The sequence below is a fragment of the Bacteroidales bacterium genome (genome assembly GCA_031275285.1).
In the GTDB taxonomy this organism is placed as follows: Bacteria; Bacteroidota; Bacteroidia; order Bacteroidales; family UBA4181; genus JAIRLS01.
Genome location: JAISOY010000187.1, coordinates 1 through 17,384, shown reverse-complemented (window position 1 = coordinate 17,384; position 17,384 = coordinate 1). Strand labels below are relative to the sequence as shown.

Here is a 17,384-nt window from a genome sequence, read left to right as displayed (position 1 = left end):
CCGGGACATCGGTAAGTGTATAATCGATCTGGTAATACAACACCATCGCGTCCTGGTCGTTGATATTTTCCATCGTGATCCTGCATTTTTTACGGAAAGGCATTGTCCAGTAACTATTGAAAGCACTGCCCGGATTTACGCAAACAGCCAGCGACGACAACGGGGCATATACACCCCATCCCATACCGAAGAAATCACCGACAGGACATTCTACCGAAGGTTCCTTTTCATCATCCCAGTAAATGCGTATGATCGTAAAACGCCAGTTTCCTGTGGGAGTCATCCAGATGTGCTGGATAGCGCCCGGACCTTCTATTTCCGCAATAGTGACCGTTTCCCTGGGTTCAATCCTGATATACGGATTCACTTTCCATCCCTGTCCAAGGTCCCTTGCCGCATGGTGGGCATTGGCCACATTCCGCTTATCCCGGTCTTTGGGATCGGCCATACCCCCTTTCCCTTTTTCACCGGTAAAATTTTCCGGGCTGATTGAACGGGTCTTCGCATCCGACAGACGGTGCAGGTTCCCCATATTCATATCCAAACCATTGAATTTTTCAGGCTGGGCATAAACCGAACATACCCAGATCAAAGCCATTACAGTTATCATCCATTTTTTCATCGCCGTATTATATTTAGAAAGTGAAACATTGTTTGCATCAATAAGACCGTTCATTATGTGTAGATACCCGCTCCTGAAGATATCCCATAAAGATATGTATTTTTCCTGTAGACAACTTCCCGGGACAGGAAAATCATTGATCACCGGAAGAAAAGGTGATAAATGTCATCCGGTTGAACAAACAAATGTACTATCATTGCAAAATATATAGATAGCATTTGATAGCCGGATGATTAAAAATTATTGAATCTGTTCACCATGAAAAACATTTTTAAGCTGATTATATTCACCTTGTTATTAGGCGCCTGCGCCGGACAAACACCCAAAGTGGAAATTACCGATGCCCTGATTGAAGAGTACTGGCATTCGGGAAAAACACTTCCCGTGGAAGCATCCAGGATGTATCCCTGGCCTGACCAGAAGATCGATAATGATAACGGGATCAATGTACTGATGGATATTGCCCATCAATGTTCCTTTGCCAGTTTGTGGGATATGCCTTCACGGTTGAACCGGCTGGGATTCCGTTCAGTCGGTAGTATGGCCTGCCTGAATTCCATATTGGAAAAGGGAGGACAATCGCGTATCCGGATCTATTATAACCGGGATGAGAAAATTTATCCTTTCGGCTGGTTCGATAATCCTGAATTTAATGTGGTCATTACGGAACAGTCCGACCCTAAGGCACAATCCTATACGGATAAAGAAATAGAAGCATTGGATCAGTTTGTCAGTCGGGGAGGAGGACTGGTTATCATGGCCCCCTCACTGAGGGATACAACGATGCTGGAAAACTGGAGCATTTGCCGCTTGATGCAGCATTTTGGAGGGGCCATTACCGGAAAAACCGAAATGTCGGATGGTATCCGGTATGCCGTACCTTCCGGGAATAAATCATGGGAGGTGCTTCAAATAGGCGAAACCCGGAAGCCGATAGCCATTGGTTCAAAATACAAGAAGGGGCATGTGGTGATTATCGGTCACCCTGATGCCTTCCGTTATAAAAGAGATGATCCTGAGGAGAAAAAAGAAAATGTGAATACCGTGATCAAAGAAACATTACTGTGGGCATCCAAAGGAAAGAAACCTGTTGGCGGATCTTCTCCTTTTCCCGTGACCATGGGTGGAGGCGGAGGAATTTATCCCGAGCTGGAACAACAAATGGGAAAGATCGTGTTATACTATGCAGAAAACCAAAAAGAAGACCTGTTGAACTGTGTGAACCGGGATATTCCCCTGGCCATGCGGAAGGTAGAAGAATGGTTGCCCTCGAAATCTACCGATGAACCCATGTACCTAATTTTAGCTGCCGGTGACGGTGGCGGATGGGCGGTGAATGCGTTCAGGCCCAAAGAAAACGGGATCATCAGCCTGAGCACATTTGGCCTGTTGTCTGTTTTCGGGCATGAACTGGCCCATACCATGGCCGGACCTTTGAACAGCAAAGGAGAGAAAGCCGGGCATTCGCCTGTCCCGAATCAGGGAGAAGCTCACGCCGGCTGGTTCCAGGGAAAAGTAAATGCCACATTCGATACCTCATTATTGCGTAAATCCAACCGGGAATGCAACAAGATATTTGATAAGGAAGGTGTCCTCACCAAACTGGACCTGAGTAAACATTACGAAAATGAAGAAGGACGGAAAATATGGGGTTACGGAACAGCCTGGAATAAGGTATGGTACATCTGGCAAAAGATGGATGACAGATACGGGCCTACCTGGTATCCCCGTTGGCGCTGGATACAACATAACCGTTGGGCAGATACCCCGGATAAGAGGTTGTCATGGGAAGAGATGATCGAAGATATGAGTATTGCCGTAGGTGAAGACCTGTTCCCATTCTTTATAAAGCTGGGCACCACCCTTCAGAGGAATAAAATGGGAGAAGTCGAATACCTTGGTCAGAAAATAAGCCTTCAGCGTGCACCCATCGAACCGACTTTAGCCGGGAATGTACGGCTGGAAGCCATAAGTGACTATACGCAACCCCTGAAATATTGAACCCGGTGAGCAGTCTTACAAAAGCTCTTTCAGCATAGGCATCTCCTTCACATCGTAACGTTTTTTGAAAGCTTCCACGGCTTCTTTTCCGTATTTGTTTTCATCCAGGATCATGGCTTCGGCCGGGAATGGGCGTTTGTTCCCGATTTTCACGTCGATCACCACAGGGATGGTGCTTTGGGCAGCTTCGTTAAAAACCTTTTCCAACTGGTCATAATGGGTAATGGTGAAACCTTTGGCACCCATGGCTTCTCCGATTTTTGCATAATCGGCTCCGGCCAGATCGACCCCGTACTTCACCCGGTTGGTATCCTCCTGTTCGGCATCGATAAATCCCAGGGAGTTATTGGAAAAAACAAGGTTGATCACAGGAAGCTGGTATTTTACCTGTGTGATGATGTCCTGCATGACCATTGCAAATCCGCCGTCGCCGCTCAATGTAAAAACTTGTCTTTTAGGGTAACTCAGTTTGGCTGCGATCCCTCCCGGCACGCCATAACCCATGGTCGCAAATAACCCTGAGGTAGTAAATTGTTGTTCTCCGTTCATGTGGAGCAAACGGATAGCATGGACGGTAACATTGCCCACATCGGTAATGAAAATGGCATCACGGGTGGCAATACGGTTAATTTCCTTAAAAACAGGCTCTACCAGTATCGGAACATCTGTTCTTGTCTCAAAGCTTTTCAACCAGTTCAGCCAGTTTTTCCGGTTTTTCCGGTTGGCTTCCAGAAATTTGGTGACCGGTTTTTTCCCACCTGTTCTGATCATCTGCTTCATGCTCTCTTTGGCATCGCCCAGGATAGCCACATCGGTTTTATGCCGGCTGCCCAGCTTCGAGGAATCGATATCCACCTGGATAAATTTTGCCGTGGATGGAAAGAAAAAACGGGCAAAAGGGAAATCACTGCCGATAAAAACAATCAGGTCGGAAGCAGCAAGCGCTTCATTTGCAGGCTTGGTAGCCACTCTTGCCGCCATGCCCATAAAATTTTCAGTAAGGTCGGGAATGATCCCTTTGGCTAGGACAGAGGCTACAATAGGCATTGAAAAATGTTCAGACAATGCGATCACTTCATCTTTAGCCCCTCTGGTACCCTGTCCGATATAGAGCACCGGCCTTTCAGCCGCTTCAATCAGTTTTACGGCAGCCGCGATATCCTTAGGGTCTGGCATAGGAAAGCCTGTCCGGTGGTTTCCTGCTGATGAAACATCGGTGTCCGGAATATCTGCGAAGCCATAATCCACAGGAATAGTAACTACTGCCACTCCTTTGTGTTCATATGCTTTACGGATGGCTTCATCTACAATAAAAGGAAGGCTTTCCGGGTTCATCACGGTGCGGTTGTAGATGCTGACATCTACAAACATAGGGTTTTCGTTTAATTCCTGGAATGAATTGTAATTCATCGCTTTTGAGGATACCTGCCCGATAAGCGCCAGTACCGGGACATGGTCCATCTGGGCATCATACAGTCCGTTGAACAGGTGTGTCGCTCCCGGTCCGGCCGTCCCGAAACAGACACCTATTTTCCCGGAAAGTTTGGCTTCTGCCGCTGCGGCTATGGCACCTACTTCTTCATGTCTGACCTGTATATAACGGATGCTCTTCCGTTTTTCATATAAAGCATCCATAGTTGAATTGAAGGATCCTCCCGGAATTCCATAAACGTGGTCAATGCCCCAGCTTTCCAGAATATTCAGCATCGCTATGCCTGATTTAATTGTTTGTGCCATAAATGTATCGTGTTAATGTTATGTTTTATATTATATGATTTGAGTTCCCTGTGAGATACAATAACAAATTTAATCATTATTTTTCAAATTGCTCCGTTTTCCCGGGTAATATTTTCATCGGGCGGAAGGCCGGGAAATTATCCGGATCATGCTAAAATATTCACCGAATACCGGATAAACGATTGAGAAAGGGTCTAAAAATTCCTGTAATTGATTCCCTGTGCTATCTCAGGGATAATTCCTTTCTGGACATATACGCGACGGGAAAAACGACGGACAACAGGCCGCCATTTTTCAAAATATAAGGCTCCCAACACACAGATGATCCCTCCGCCCATCATGGTATAAGGTACCCCTATCCAATCCGCCACTGCTCCGTATAGCAGGCTTCCGAAAGGAGCCACCCCCATTAAAGCCATGGTATAAAATCCCATGACTCTTCCGCGTTTATCATTATCGGTCAGGGTCTGTAACAATGTATTGATGGAAGCCAGGGTAGCGATCATGGCAAATCCGGTCGGAATGAGCATCAGGTATACCATCCAGTGGATCCGCAGGAATGAAACACAAACCAGCCCCAATCCGAAGACAACCCCCATGATGGAAACGACTTTTCCCAGTCCCAGTACGCTTTTACGCGCAGCAAGGTAAATGGCGGCAGCCAGGGCCCCTGCCCCGATGAACGACATAAAGAAACCCAGGGTATGGCTGTCTCCACCCAAAACATCCCGGGTAAATGCCGGGACCAGGACAATAAACGGCAATCCGGTGAGACTCAGTAATGCCACCAGCATCAACAATACCCGGATAGGGAAAAAATGGTAGCTATATTTGAAGCCATCAATGAACCCGGCAAATATTTTTTCCTGTTTCCGGATTTTTTTATGTTTTGGCATGCGCATCAGTAGTAAGGCGCCGATTACGGCAATATAACTCAACCCGTTCAGCAGGAAACAATAACCCTCACCGATCAATGCGATCAGGATACCTGCAACGGAAGGACCTATGAGGCGTGCAGCATTGAACACAGCAGAATTTAATGCAATGGCATTACTCAGGTCTTCTTTATGGTCCACCATCTCCACAACCATCGATTGGCGCGTAGGCCCGTCAAATGCATTCACCACACCTACAAACAGGCTGCAGGCAATGATATGCCACACCTGGATAAGTCCGGTAAGTACCAGGGTTGCCAGTAGCAATGCTTCCACCATGCAAAGGGATTGCGTCAGTACCATGATCCGCCGGCGGTCGAAACGATCAGTAAGTACCCCGGCAAAAGGGGAAATCAAAAAGCTGGGAATCTGGTTGGTGAAGGCAACAGCACCTAATAGCCATACCGATCCGGTAAGCCGGTATACCAGCCAGCTCATGGCCACCTGTTGCATCCAGTTACCGATCATAGAAATACACTGTCCTGTAAAATACAGACGGTAATTATATGAGCGTAACGAAGAGAATACCTGTGTAAGCGCTGTTTTATTATTAGGTAAAAGTTCCTTCCAGGTCATTGTTCATCTTTTTGTGAACAGTTTTTTTTGATATCTTTACATAATTGATCAAAAATAGCGAACATCATGCCAAAGAATGTAACAATAATCTTTTTTTTGCGTAAAATGTAGAAAAATTGCTTTTAAAATGAAGTTACATTTTGGACAATTGTAATTGGGATGGGGATTGTTTATATTTAATTTTCTGATGATTTTTAGCAAGAGATTATCTATCATGTCATTTTTTACCCAAAAAGCCTTTTGGGCATTTTGCATTCTACTGATTGTTAGTACGAATGCATGGGGGAATCTGATCGTAACGCATCCCCAGAGCCAGGTAGTATGTAAATCGGATCTATCAGCTACTTTTGAAGTAGTGGTGACCACAGGAATACAGGTAAATTACCAGTGGTACAAGAATGGATCAGCTATACCGGGTGCCAGGTATGATCGATATACGGCTACTACCGAAGGCATGTATCATTGTGTCGTAACAAAACGGGATGGATCGGAAACTGAAACATCCAGTATTGCGGTACTTACATTTATAGATGTCCCTTCAATTGCCGATATTTCTTTGCCTGTGATCTGTAACAAATCGCCTTTACAGGCTGAAGGGCTGGGTATTCAGAGCAATGGGAGTAATATTACCGGTTATACATGGAAAATAATAGATACAGGAACCGGTACGGAAACGATTGTCGGCGGAAATAGCCCTATCCTTAATTTGTCTCTGGTAGACAGTACCTATAATAACAAAACGTTACAGCTGACCATCACCAACGGTTGTCCGGGACAAACATCCATGAGTAAACAGATTGAGGTCCGGAAAACACCTGATCCACCTACGGTAATTGCGACTAATTATTGTTATGGTGTGGATGCGGTGCCGTTGTCGATTGTGGAAAGCAATAAAGCCAATTGGTATACAACAGGAGGAACGCTTTTACCGGGCCCTCCTACACCCAATACGGCAGTTTTAGGAACGCAAAGCTGGAAAGTGTCACAGACTATTGAAGCAGGCGGTCTGGCCTGCGAAGGATACAAAACAACTGTAGATGTTGAAGTATTACCTGTTTCCGCACTTCCGGTGACTACACCCAATATCGACCTTTGCCATAATGATCCGGTCATAACATTATCAGCTACCGGAGATAATATACAATGGTACGACAGTAAAATGGCGGTTTTAAGTAGGGCTCCCCAGATCAGGACAAGTGATCCCGGGATACAGGAATATTATGTAACACAAACCGAAGCCGGGAAATGTGAAAGCCAGAAACAAAAAGTTGTAGTGAATGTGAAAGCCAGTGCTGCACAGTCGCTGATCATCAAGCCGGACATACCGGTATTATGTCCCAACCAAAAGATGAATATTTCGTTATCTGTGCCGGGTGACGTTACCAATCCTATATACAGATGGTATGATAACAGTACTAAGTCAGGTCCTCCCATTCATACGGGAAGTTCTTATGAAACACCGCTTTTGACTACCTCTGTGGCATATTATGTCACGCTTGAATATGACGGGCATTGTGAAAGTAATTACCCTGAAACGGTAATTGTTTATGTAAGGGACAATGACAGGCCCAACATTACCGCACCTCCGAATATTGTCGTCAGTACCAATGACGGGGTTTGTTATGCGACGAATGTGACCACCGGACTTCCTGACGTAGGCGATAACTGTACCTCATTGGGTGATTTAAGGGTATACAATGATCCTCCGGCACCGAGCCAGTATGAACTGGGCAGTACTTCCATCGTATGGTGGGTGGAAGATGAATCCAGTAACAAGGAAAAAGCCCAGCAGACCATTACTGTGGTAGACAGGGAATATCCGAAAGGTACATGTCCTGACGATATTGATATCACCATTAACCCGGAGGTAACTTCGGCCGTTGTCGATTATGATATCTATAATTATACGGATAACTGTAGCGGGTTAAAGATCACCCTCATTGATGGGTTACCCAGCGGTTCGGTATTCCCATTGGGGGAAACCATTGTTCGCCATGAAATTGTGGATACCGCAATGAATACGGTTATATGCGAATTTAAAGTAAATGTACATCATCCATACCGGGAGTTGGAAGTGGCCCTAAGGGTGTCAGCATATGAAATCTGTTCCGGCCAGTCTGTTACCATTACGCCGGTAGTAAGTGGAGGTACTGGGAAATATACCTATTCATGGAAACCACGTGTCTGGACCAGTTCTGTCATGCTGGATTTTCCGCTGACTACTACCCAATATGAGGTGGAAGTGAGCGACGGGGTGGTCTCTAAGTCCAAAAGCGTAGATATATCTGTTCTGGAAACACCCGGTGTGTCGCTTACATTTGATAAAAAAATGGATGAGATACTTGAAGGAGATGAGGTGACCGTAAAGGCAACTTCCGGATTTGCCAGCTATCAGTTCCTACTGAATAATAAAGTAATGCAGGAAGTAGGCATGAATGACCAGATTGCATTTCAGGCAGAATTGGGCACATATATTGTCCGGGTATTTGCTACCGATGAAAACTATTGTGTGGCACAGGACCAGATCGAAATAGCTGTGGAAAGCCGGAAATTACCCAATGTTTTCACTCCGAACAGGGACGGAAAGAATGAACTGTTCCTGGAAGGTTATGACCTGACCGTATTCAGCCGGTCCGGGGAACAGATATATAAAGGGACCTCCGGTTGGGACGGTACTTACAGGGGGAAATTATTACCTCAGGGTACTTTCCTGTATGTAGTGAGACGAACAATGAATAACGGAGAGTTTCGGATTTATAAAGGTACGGTTACCTTAAAGCTTTGACACAGGATTATGAAGAGATTCTTAAACATATTCATATTTCTTTTTTGTGTAAGTCCATTTTTACTTGCACAGACGGACCTGATGTTCATGCAACAGACCCATAACCGTTCGGTACTTAATCCCGGAGCGACAGGAAAAGGGGGGGATGTCAATATGGCTTTATCCTTACGCCAGCAATGGATAGGATTCCCCGGTGCTTCGACACAAATGCTGAATGGAAGCGGTTTTGTTAAAGATATCCGTTCAGGGTTCGGATTCATGTTTTTGAATGATGAATTAGGTCCCCATAAATCGCAGAATCTTAAGATCAATTATGCTTATTTTATTCCGTTTGCAGAAAAAGCATTTCTTTCCTTAGGATTGGGAATGGGCTTCATACACAATGAGTATGACGAATCTGATTTTTTTGCCATGGATGATAATGATGACGTGATTACCTATGAAAGGTTGACCAAGACAGTGCCCGATTTTGATTTCGGGATGGAATTTAATACATCCAACCTGGAAGTCGGAGCATCCGTCACGCATTTCTCCTATGCCTATGAAGATGTGAATCTGGTCCGGCCCATGCGGAATATTTATGCATATGTACGCGGAAAAGTTCCCCTCGATAAATACTGGGATTTTATTCCGGGATTCACCTGGCACAATACCAGGCAGTTGAATACCTATGAGGTAAATGCTTCATTACGGTATAACAATAATATCTGTGTCAACATTATTTACAGGAATCCAGCATCACTTGGGATAGCGGCAGGGATAAATATCTACGGAGGATTCCGGATCGTGTATTCCTATGATTATGGTTTTGACGGATTGAGCAGATACAATAACGGGTCGCACGAAATTACTCTGTCTTACAATATCCCGGTGAACACTACTTACGTAAGGAGTAAATTACGTTTCTTCAGGTGGAAGATGTTCTAAATCTTTTTGGACGATCATAAACAATGGAGTTATATTACAGAAAAATGGGGCAGGGGATGCCCTTCATTATTTTACACGGATTGTACGGAAGTTCGGATAACTGGTTGACCATCGCCCGTCACCTGTCTGAAAAATACGAGGTGATCATTCCCGATATGCGCAATCACGGCCGTTCTCCTCATCATCCTGTACATACATACGGGGAAATGAGTGCGGATGTCCTCGAATTAATGGATCGGCTTAACATCGGACAATGCATATTGCTCGGCCATTCCATGGGAGGGAAAACAGCCATCCATCTTGCTGCCCGGGAAGCAGAAAGAATTTCAAGGCTGATCATCGATGATATTTCCCCGGTCAACTATTCATCGCTGACCGAACATTCACCATTGGCTTTAGAACACCTGAATATCATGGATAACCTGTTACATACTATTCCGGAACAATATAGCAGGCGTGAGGAAATCGAACAGCTTTGGGCAAAAAAGATTCCGGATCCGGCAATGAGGCTGTTCATGCTTAAGAACTTGCAACGAAACAATAACGGAACATTCGAATGGCGGATCAATATAAAGTCCATAGCCAGGAACCTGCCGCAAATACTCAATGGAATGGATGATTTTTCACAGGAGAAATATCCGGAAATCAATATCCCTACCTTGTTCATTAAAGGGGAGTTATCCTCCTATATACAGCCTGATATGTTTCCGCAGATACAACGCATATTTCCTCATTCCGAAATAGTTATCCTGCCTGATGCAGGCCATTGGCTTCATGTGGAGCAATCCGGCTTATTTTTAGCTGCCATCATGCAATTTTTGAGTGACATAAATGAAAGTTTCATCTAAATGAGGCAGAGACGTTCGGCTTGTTTTAATGTTTGAGATGGCGGTAAAATCGATGTAAGGTCATCTCCGTTGGTGATGGATCATTTGGTTGAAACAATTTCTAAAAGACGGCAGTGTTTTAGAAGACAATAATAATTATTTAGTATCTTTGTTTAATTTATAGGAAGGATATCTAAAATCTTGCGATATTGTGTGTTTTTGTAAAACAATGGGAGAAAAGAATGATCTTTCCTTAATTAAGAAAAACTATGAAAAAACTATTTGTTGGTTTTCTGTTTATCGTGTCCTTACAGATTGTGTCTGGTCGGGATTCGATTAACTCGAACAGTTCTCCTAAAACTGCACGTTCTTTGTTTGTAGGTGTACAATTGGGCGGTTCTATTTTATTAAACTCTTCTGCTAACTACGAGCTAGGCATGCTTTATTATGCCTCTCCGCAAGAATCCCCAAATTACAAGAAACGACCAACAAATGGTTGGGCCTTTAAAGGCGATATCTATAATCTATTTTCTAGGCATTTCGGATTGGGAATCAATTACTCATTTTTTATGTTTTCTTCCTCTAATGACTTTACTTTGAGATCAGGCGATGATTTTGAATATTTATATATGGATATGAGACAAAAACAATATATCCATTATATCGCTCCTTCAGCTATTTTCCGACAATGGTTGGATAAAAATCAGAAATTACAACTCACCGAAACCATCTCGGCAGGTTATGTACATTACCGGGACGAATTAAGCAATGATGCCTATACCAATGGATATTATCCTTTTACCCGCGTTTTATTTAAAAACCACACATGGGGCATAAATGCCTGTATGTCTTTTAATTACCATATTATGCCAAGATTGTCAGTTGGTGCTAATGTTGGCTTTATGTATGCCAATATGAACAAGTTGGAGATAACTTCTCACAATACGGGGAAAAAGACCAGGATAGTAAAATTTGATAAAAATCAACCTCTTACGATGTTGGATTATTCGTTTAATATTCGTTTTTATATTTTTGAATAATTTGCAAGAACATATAGCAATGAAAAAAATCATTCGTAACATAGGTATTTTAGCCCTTTCTTTACTCATTTTTTCCTGTGATCGTGATTTTCCGGAAATAAAACACTCAGAACAACCATTTTTAGGAGAAGGATCGCCCATAGTTGTTTCGCCGGATTGGGCTGTTAAAGATCACATTGTTTATTATAAAGGTGCAGGAACCTCCCGGTTCATAGTTAACCATATACCCTCTTGGCTGGATATCTCTTCTCTTTCTGGACAATTTATTGACAATATGATCTCCCTGGAATGTAAAGTAAATAAGTTTGATCCTTTTTCCAAAATCGGTTTCTATTGTTCTTATATTGTCTTATCAATTGAAAATAAAGGAAATTTAATTATTCCGGTAGTATATATAACAGAAGGAGATCCGGCTATTGAAATACCAGATCGTCTAACCATTGAAAAGAACAATTTACATAAGATAACATTACCCATCAAAAACATTGGTAATGGCATTCTGACCTGGTCTGTTTCAGAATATCCTGAATGGTTGTCGTTGAATAATAGTTATGGGGTGATACTAGTGGCCAGTATTCCTGTTTCTGCCTTACCGCAAAATGAAAAGGGCTTTATCGAATTTTCCTATAACCAGGTCGAAAAAACCTCTTCAGAAAATCTTTCCGGGAAAATTGTGATCACCACCAATGATAAAAATAAACCGGAAGTGGAAGTTGAAATTGATGTTGGTTTAGAAACTTTACATTCTTTGCATCAACACACAACATTACAGTCAATCCAATCTGAAAGTCCGTAAAATAACTACTTCTTACGCATTGTTAAAATTTATTGAATCTGGCTTATTGAAGTTAAATATTACTGGTGATATGTCGCTATATATAGTTCGGTAAGACGTGTATGTCCACAAGAATAAATCCAGAGCCTATTTCTCTTGTTCGATAGGACTTTCACATGAAAGTCCTGACAAACTATTCAATTTGGAGGGATTTAAATTCTATTGAGATGTATTCCCTACGGGAATTACACTAAAATATTTATTCACCAATAGCAACATGATGAGCTTGACGCAACACTGGTTGGAAATGCATCTGATGGTGGATTACCAGCGTAAATGATATAGAAAAGATATTTTTCGATTTTTATATTAAAAGATCATTTTTTAATGAATTACTAGAGACCTCTCCTAACTCAAAATTATTTGTACTTTTGTGGCAAAGTATATTGAATGTCAATAAAAAAGAATTGCATATCAAAAACGTTGTGCGCATTCATGATCGCATTTTTTTCGGCATCTGTTTCCCTTGCTCAGACAGAAGCGCTTCCAGCTTATTTTAGCGATCCGGAATATCAATCGGCTATGCGGAATGCCCTTTCTTTCCAGAGGCAGGCAGATTCCGTGCTGCGCATTGTTGAAAAAAAGACACAGGCGATCTTATCGGCTCAGGATTCCGTAAAAGCAGAACTACGTAATGAGATCAGGGATAATCACGCTTTATCGCTGGATTTGCAGAAGAAAGCGGACGAATGGTTTTTAAAAGCCAATGAGTATACCGGTAAAGAAAAAAATGATGTGCGAAAAGATCCTCCGGTAGAGGATAAAACTGAAAAAACCACTCCTGAAAAACCGGTGACTGAGAGAAAAGGAAAAAATGCGTTGGTATCCGAATTTGCTATATTAACTGCATCACCATACTCGTCAGCTAATCCGATCCCGATAGATCCACCTTTACCCGATGGTGTGGTATATAAGATACAGCTCGGTGCCTATAGTAAACCCATTCAAAGCCATACTTTTAAAGGATTATCCCCGGTTTCGGGAGAGAAGCTATCCAGCGGTGTGATCAAATATTATGTCGGATTATTTTATACCTATGATGAAACTGAAGAGGCTTTGCGTAAAGTAAAAGAATACGGGTACAAGGATGCTTACCTGGTAGCATTTTATAACAAGAAAAGCATCATACCGAACCGTGCCCGGGAACTGGAAAAAAACAGGAATTAATGTTGTAATATATAAAAGAGTTGAAAAATGGGACAGGTTTTTCTTATTGTTGTTGTACTTATTGCTTTGGCTTTTATAGGATTGGGAATTGGTATCTGGATCAAAGGTAAATTTCCGGATACACATGTGGGACATAATCCTGAAATGAAAAAACTGGGAATTACCTGTGCCAAAACCGAGGATGCACTCTGCCAGGGAAGAAAGGATAGCGCAAAGTGTGAAGGGTGTGCGTTGCTCAATGATTGAATGATCGTAAATTATTCTTGATACAGACATAACTTAGCTTCAAAAATATGTTCCTTAAGAATAAATGATAAATGAAACCCTTGCATTTCCGAAAGCCGGTTTGATATCCACAGACCTAATCCGTATCCTTCACTATGTAAGGGATGGGAATGATAAAAGGATTTTTTTAACAGGGAAATATCCGGATTGATGTCTTTTCTTATCGAATTGCTGATCATAACAGATATGTCGTCCGTTTTTTTTTCAAATAGTATCCGGATCAGGGAACCTTTTTCTGAATATTTCAACGAATTATTGATCAGATTACCGAGAATAATTTGTAGTTTGTCTTCATCGGCCCGGACAATAAAGTCTGCATCATAAGGTATAAAAGATACTTTGAAGCGCAATTCTCTTTCATCTGCCGGTTGTTTGTATTGGAGCAGGACGCGGTCCAGTACTTCAGGTAAACAGCATGTCGTTTTGGCGATCAAAATACGACCGTTCTTCAATTCACTCATTAAAAGGAAGTCGTTCACCATCCTGATCATTTGCCGTACATCTTTCAATTGTTCCAGATAAGATTTCCTCAATTCTTCTCCTATGGCTTTATCCTGTAATAAAACCTGAATACGTGTCTGCATGAGGCTCAGAGGTGTTCTCAATTCATGTGATGCCGAGGCAAAGAAAGCATTTTGCTCTTCACTTTGCTCTTTGATACGGGATAACATCCGGTTGAAAGAAACTATGAGCTGCTGCAATTCATCTTCATATCCTGATTCTTTCAGTAATTCGGTATTGTTGTGTAAATTGACGGTGTTTGCCAGTCGAATCAATTGTTTGATCGGTTTGATCAGTTTCCCGGAAAGCCAGTATGCTAGTACTATCGTCAGTAATATCTCTATAATAAAAATAAAGATGAGTATGTATATTAACCTGGTAATCGAGCTCTCCACTTCATCCGAAGGTGCGGCATATAAGATTGTGATCCGTCCTTCATCTGTTTCTTCTTCTATTTCTACACGCCGGCTTTTCATTAGTTGTTCGTAGAAAAGCGGAGGAGGGGAAAAGAGGGTATCAATATCGTCATAAGTGTCTATATGTACAATGATGAAATTTTCCCCGCTTTCAGGCAAAGGAACAACTCTTGGATTGATACTGACACTCTTTGCTACGACGATGGCTTTGGCCTTCAGTTGCTCATTGAAATTATACCATAATGTATTTTTGGACTGATGGAACAAGGCTATGTTACCGATAATCCATAATAAGGAAAATCCTGAAATAAAATAAATGCATGTTCTGGTGCGGAGACTGATATGTCGGAAGATATTTTTCAAAATGAATTATGTCTGTTATTTTTTCTCTCCTCGAAGAGTATAACCCAGCCCTATTATCGTTTCTATAAGAGGATGGTTAAATTCTTTGTCTATTTTCTGACGTAGCTGATACATGTGTACTTCAACGATATTACTTCCGGGATCGAAATTCAGCTCCCATACGTGTTCCATGATCTGGCTTTTACTGACAATGCGGTTGGCGTTACGGGCAAGGTATTCAAGGAGCATAAACTCCTTAGCTGTCAGTTTGATTTCTTTTCCTTTCCGGTTTACTTTTCTTCCCAGTATGTCTATCGTAAGATCATCAATATGTATAGCTGTGGAACTGCTGTCCGTATGTTTTTTCTGGATGACACGTACACGGGCCAGAAGTTCATCCCAGTCAAATGGTTTTTTTATGTAATCTACAGCACCAAGATCCAACCCTTTTACCACATGCTCGGTATTAGATAACGCACTGATAATGATTACAGGTGTGGCTATGCCAAAGTCGCGAAGATTTTTCAGAACATCGAATCCGTTGGTTCCCGGAAGCATCAGATCGAGAAGGATCAAATCAAAACAATCCGAAGCGGCTAATTCCAAACCTTTACTTCCGTCATTGCTCGTTTCGACAGCATAGCCGGCTTGCTTCAGTCCTTTTTCTACAAACAAAGCCAATTCCTTTTCATCTTCTATAATTAATATTTTCATCCAGTATTGTCCGTTAAATAAAGCATTACAAATTTAATTTTTTAAAGGAAAAGGCAGGCCGGGGCCTACCTTCGAAAATTCCTATCCACGATTATTTTACCAAATATTGTGTTCCATTGATCGATATGGTCTGGCAGCGGACTATTTTGTAATTCTGGACCTGTACTTCGCCATCTTTCAGTGTTTTCTCCACACCGGTATATCCGATTTCTGATCCTGTTTGGACCATTTGTGATAACTGTGCTGCTACATGTGGCGGAATTCTTAGAATAGTTCCGTTTTCAAGGATATAACCGGATACATCTCCACGTTTATTTAATTGTAGCTGACTGACTTTAGCCGTTCCATTAATAGATGTCTCCCGGGAAGGAGTATGTGGTAACGGCTTCTGGTCGTATACGGTCCAGCCATTTCCTTCGATACTGACCATTTTTAATTCCTGTTTCCCTTCAGGAGTATATCTGAATACTCCGTTCACTATCAGCTTCTCCCCTGCAGATCTCATCTGGGTACCCAAATGGGGTGGAAATTTCACAAAAATTTTTTCCTGGTCTGTTTGCAGGTAAAGACCATCATAAATAAAATCATCATTATAAGTCCATTCAGATACTTTTCCGCTGATTGTGGCGACCTGTTCAAGACCTCTTCCGGGGCCTTTGGGAGCTGGTTGTGCCTGTAATTGGACCAATAGGCCCATTAATATGGCTACTAACATGGATAACATTACAAACTTTTTCATGATCATCTGTTTTTATTGATTAAATTATCATTCATATGACAAAGATGACATGATGATCTATGAATGATATGAATTTGAAATTAAGTTTTTTTCATTTCAATAAATAAGTGGTCGGAACCTGTCTGTTATTTTTGCTTGTAATTTTACGAACAAATATTTTTATAAATATAACTTCTCATCCTTTTATTTCAATAAAACTTTTGCCGTTAGCAGACTTGATTACCTGGATCTGCGTGGATATCCGTTCCTTCATTTCTTCTACATGCGATATCACCCCTATTTTCCGTCCCTGTGTCTGCAGGTTTTCCAATGCATTCATCGCTATACTTAACGTGTTGATATCCAACGAACCGAAACCTTCATCAATGAACAGCGATTCTATTTTCATCTTTTTGGATGAAAGTGAAGAAAGACCCAGTGCAAGGGACAATGAGATCAGGAAGGACTCACCGCCCGAAAGGGAGTGGATCGTGCGTACTTCACCGAGCATGTCGTTGTCAATCACTTGAAGGGATAGGGTTCCCGGGATTTTTTCCAACCGGTATCTTTCGGTTAGTTCCCCGAGATGTTTATTGGCATATCCCAGCAATACGTCCAGTGTGTATCCCTGGGCAATTTTCTTGAACTTATCGCCGTTGGCCGAACCCAGCAGATCATTGAGTTTGGCCCAATCCTGGTGTAATTGTTCTTTTTCCTTCAATTCCTTCTCAAAAACTTTGATCCGTACCAAGCCGTCATTGTGTTTAGAAAGATTTACTTCTATTCCGGTAAGCCGTTTGCCGGTCAATTCGATCTTTCCGGCAGTATCACTCCACAGTTTGTCGAGCATGTCTTTATCCTGTCCTTCATCCGGCTTATTTTCGGCTTCCCGGTGTTTTTCCATCCTTACCTGTCTTTCTTTCAGTGTAGTTGAGAATTCTACTTTCTTTTCATCC

At 42.2% G+C, this 17,384-nt stretch carries 15 protein-coding genes; 8 read left to right on the top strand and 7 right to left on the bottom strand.

Features of this window, described 5'->3' with window-relative positions; genetic code table 11:
• The coding region (locus LBQ60_18450) for a DUF2961 domain-containing protein (GenBank protein MDR2039907.1) at window positions 1–622 on the bottom strand (622 nt) is incomplete at its 3' end.
• Between the two features lie 258 nt (window positions 623–880).
• Between LBQ60_18450 and LBQ60_18445 the strand changes: the two genes are divergently transcribed.
• Window positions 881–2,623: a hypothetical protein gene (locus tag LBQ60_18445; protein MDR2039906.1), complete on the top strand. Its 1,743-nt coding sequence runs from the start codon at window positions 881–883 to the stop codon at window positions 2,621–2,623.
• A gap of 15 nt (window positions 2,624–2,638) precedes the next feature.
• On the opposite strand, the gene spxB is transcribed toward LBQ60_18445, so the two are convergent.
• Window positions 2,639–4,360 carry a pyruvate oxidase gene (spxB, locus tag LBQ60_18440; protein ID MDR2039905.1) on the bottom strand — a complete coding sequence of 574 codons (1,722 nt, stop codon included), beginning with the start codon at window positions 4,358–4,360 and terminating at the stop codon, window positions 2,639–2,641.
• A gap of 194 nt (window positions 4,361–4,554) precedes the next feature.
• Entirely contained in the window at window positions 4,555–5,871 is a 1,317-nt protein-coding gene (locus LBQ60_18435; GenBank protein ID MDR2039904.1) for an MFS transporter, read from the bottom strand.
• A 214-nt stretch (window positions 5,872–6,085) separates the two neighbouring features.
• On the opposite strand from LBQ60_18435, the gene LBQ60_18430 reads away from it, so the two are divergent.
• The 7 genes from LBQ60_18430 (at window position 6,086) to LBQ60_18400 (ending at window position 13,698) form a co-directional block, all read left to right on the top strand.
• On the top strand, window positions 6,086–8,656 hold the full coding sequence (locus LBQ60_18430) for a gliding motility-associated C-terminal domain-containing protein (GenBank protein ID MDR2039903.1): 2,571 nt from the start codon (window positions 6,086–6,088) through the stop codon (window positions 8,654–8,656).
• A gap of 9 nt (window positions 8,657–8,665) precedes the next feature.
• The gene (locus tag LBQ60_18425; GenBank protein MDR2039902.1) at window positions 8,666–9,583 is read left to right on the top strand and encodes a PorP/SprF family type IX secretion system membrane protein; all 918 of its coding nucleotides are present in this window, start codon (window positions 8,666–8,668) and stop codon (window positions 9,581–9,583) included.
• A 56-nt stretch (window positions 9,584–9,639) separates the two neighbouring features.
• Window positions 9,640–10,431 (top strand): alpha/beta fold hydrolase, encoded by a 792-nt coding sequence (locus LBQ60_18420; GenBank protein ID MDR2039901.1) that lies wholly within the window; start codon window positions 9,640–9,642, stop codon window positions 10,429–10,431.
• Between the two features lie 248 nt (window positions 10,432–10,679).
• Window positions 10,680–11,450, top strand: coding sequence for a hypothetical protein (locus LBQ60_18415; GenBank protein MDR2039900.1), 771 nt, complete (start codon window positions 10,680–10,682; stop codon window positions 11,448–11,450).
• Between the two features lie 19 nt (window positions 11,451–11,469).
• Complete coding sequence (locus tag LBQ60_18410; protein MDR2039899.1) at window positions 11,470–12,246, top strand: hypothetical protein; 777 nt, start codon at window positions 11,470–11,472, stop codon at window positions 12,244–12,246.
• Window positions 12,247–12,720: 474 nt separating this feature from the next.
• On the top strand, window positions 12,721–13,452 hold the full coding sequence (locus tag LBQ60_18405) for a hypothetical protein (protein ID MDR2039898.1): 732 nt from the start codon (window positions 12,721–12,723) through the stop codon (window positions 13,450–13,452).
• Between the two features lie 27 nt (window positions 13,453–13,479).
• Window positions 13,480–13,698: a hypothetical protein gene (locus LBQ60_18400; GenBank protein MDR2039897.1), complete on the top strand. Its 219-nt coding sequence runs from the start codon at window positions 13,480–13,482 to the stop codon at window positions 13,696–13,698.
• Window positions 13,699–13,709: 11 nt separating this feature from the next.
• Here LBQ60_18400 and LBQ60_18395 read toward each other — a convergent pair whose 3' ends face one another.
• The 4 genes from LBQ60_18395 to LBQ60_18380 all read right to left on the bottom strand — a co-directional run.
• A complete protein-coding gene (locus tag LBQ60_18395) occupies window positions 13,710–15,017 on the bottom strand; it encodes a GHKL domain-containing protein (GenBank protein MDR2039896.1) in 1,308 nt (435 codons plus the stop codon).
• A 15-nt stretch (window positions 15,018–15,032) separates the two neighbouring features.
• Window positions 15,033–15,710 (bottom strand): response regulator transcription factor, encoded by a 678-nt coding sequence (locus tag LBQ60_18390; protein MDR2039895.1) that lies wholly within the window; start codon window positions 15,708–15,710, stop codon window positions 15,033–15,035.
• A 91-nt stretch (window positions 15,711–15,801) separates the two neighbouring features.
• On the bottom strand, window positions 15,802–16,449 hold the full coding sequence (locus tag LBQ60_18385) for a hypothetical protein (protein ID MDR2039894.1): 648 nt from the start codon (window positions 16,447–16,449) through the stop codon (window positions 15,802–15,804).
• A 175-nt stretch (window positions 16,450–16,624) separates the two neighbouring features.
• Window positions 16,625–17,384 (bottom strand): ATP-dependent exonuclease (locus LBQ60_18380; GenBank protein MDR2039893.1); only part of this gene is annotated, 760 nt, incomplete at its 5' end.

Bases quoted from the DNA above. Each gene is read 5' to 3' on its own strand.
- LBQ60_18445 (MDR2039906.1), top strand. From the start codon at position 881: ATGAAAAACATTTTTAAGCTGATTATATTCACCTTGTTATTAGGCGCC.
- spxB (MDR2039905.1), bottom strand. From the start codon at position 4,360: ATGGCACAAACAATTAAATCAGGCATAGCGATGCTGAATATTCTGGAA.
- LBQ60_18435 (MDR2039904.1), bottom strand. From the start codon at position 5,871: ATGACCTGGAAGGAACTTTTACCTAATAATAAAACAGCGCTTACACAG.
- LBQ60_18430 (MDR2039903.1), top strand. From the start codon at position 6,086: ATGTCATTTTTTACCCAAAAAGCCTTTTGGGCATTTTGCATTCTACTG.
- LBQ60_18425 (MDR2039902.1), top strand. From the start codon at position 8,666: ATGAAGAGATTCTTAAACATATTCATATTTCTTTTTTGTGTAAGTCCA.
- LBQ60_18420 (MDR2039901.1), top strand. From the start codon at position 9,640: ATGCCCTTCATTATTTTACACGGATTGTACGGAAGTTCGGATAACTGG.
- LBQ60_18415 (MDR2039900.1), top strand. From the start codon at position 10,680: ATGAAAAAACTATTTGTTGGTTTTCTGTTTATCGTGTCCTTACAGATT.
- LBQ60_18410 (MDR2039899.1), top strand. From the start codon at position 11,470: ATGAAAAAAATCATTCGTAACATAGGTATTTTAGCCCTTTCTTTACTC.
- LBQ60_18405 (MDR2039898.1), top strand. From the start codon at position 12,721: ATGATCGCATTTTTTTCGGCATCTGTTTCCCTTGCTCAGACAGAAGCG.
- LBQ60_18400 (MDR2039897.1), top strand. From the start codon at position 13,480: ATGGGACAGGTTTTTCTTATTGTTGTTGTACTTATTGCTTTGGCTTTT.
- LBQ60_18390 (MDR2039895.1), bottom strand. From the start codon at position 15,710: ATGAAAATATTAATTATAGAAGATGAAAAGGAATTGGCTTTGTTTGTA.
- LBQ60_18385 (MDR2039894.1), bottom strand. From the start codon at position 16,449: ATGAAAAAGTTTGTAATGTTATCCATGTTAGTAGCCATATTAATGGGC.